The 1,212-nt window shown below is 52.8% G+C and carries 1 protein-coding gene; it reads right to left on the reverse strand.

Annotated features, from left to right (window positions below; translation table 11 throughout):
- Positions 1-46 precede the first annotated feature (46 nt).
- Positions 47-1,030, reverse strand: coding sequence for an ATP-dependent nuclease (locus ABHU32_RS10030; protein WP_346979820.1), 984 nt, complete (start codon positions 1,028-1,030; stop codon positions 47-49).
- Positions 1,031-1,212: the final 182 nt, after the last annotated feature.

The following is a 1,212-nucleotide window of genomic DNA, read 5'->3' on the forward strand; positions in this document are numbered from 1 at the left end:
TTGTCGCAGCCCCGACCCGCGGTCACGAGCGGGGGCTCCTATCTTTTTAGTGCCCTCGGATTGGGTCATAGTGTCTGTCAAGGTCTATGCCGACAGCTGCTGCAAGAGCACGGAAGAAGATGATTTCCGAAGGACCCTCCACCAAGAACACTCCGCGGCTGAAGAACACCTCCGCAACGATAGGGTTAAGACGATAGCCCAAGTCATCGACTTCCTTTCTGAGCTTGATGCCGGAGCACGTAGGTTTGCCCTCGCTGCCCATCTTTACGAGCGCATCGGAAACAAACCGCTCGACTATTTGAGGCGAATGAGTCGTTAGAAGAACCTGCCCGTCAATACAGCCAGAAAGATACTTAGCCAATGCCCGCTGCTGCTGCGGATGAAGGTGCGCCTCAGGCTCCTCTATGGCGACGATGCTCACCTTTTCAACAGGCTTCTTAATGTTCCTCTGAGAGAGCCAAGTAGAGAAGAACAGCTGGTTGTTCCGGCCTTCACCGCCAAAAGTCAAGGGAACATCATCGGACAGATAGGCGAGTTGAAGGTTGTCAAGAAGCTTGCCCGCGTCCGTGTTTCCAGCCACAAGACGGGCCTCGCGTCCCTCGTTCAAGGCTGACATACTGGCCATCTCATCGTTCACAGTTTTAAGAGCATTGGTTATGTAATGGAGCCCGCTAATTCCGTCGTTCAGCGATTCGAGGCTGCTTTGAATCTCTTTGATCGAAACGTCGTCGTCATGAGCATCGTCGTCGTTTCGCGAATTGCGTGCGGCCTCGAGCAGGGCAGTCTGGCTGCGCTTTAGGAAGCGGGCGGCGTCGCGGGTGCTGTTAACATACTCGAGCACCAGATGCTTGATATAGAAGCGTGACTGCACGGGCTCGATGCCGAGTTTTTCATTTCCGACCAGAAACTTGTAGTCACCTTCTCGGTTGCAGGAATAACCAATAACAGTTCTGCCTTCGGCCAAATTGCCGCCGAATGTGCTGATCAGGCAATCCTCACGGACGTCGCATAACGTCGCAGTTATCTCCACTCGATCAGGATTGGTTCTACAGTTGAAATCGGACGTAGTAAGCTCGAAATCCCTAGCGGAGAGGCTGGGATCGAAAAGAATCCTCAAAGCATGCAGGAAGTTTTTTTAGCGTCGGATTATTTTAGCCAAATATAGTCGGCCGAGATTGACCAATCCCGGCCGACCCATTTTAGCCAACACGC

Source organism: Collinsella aerofaciens (assembly GCF_039758965.1).
Classification (GTDB): domain Bacteria; phylum Actinomycetota; class Coriobacteriia; order Coriobacteriales; family Coriobacteriaceae; genus Collinsella; species Collinsella aerofaciens_BR.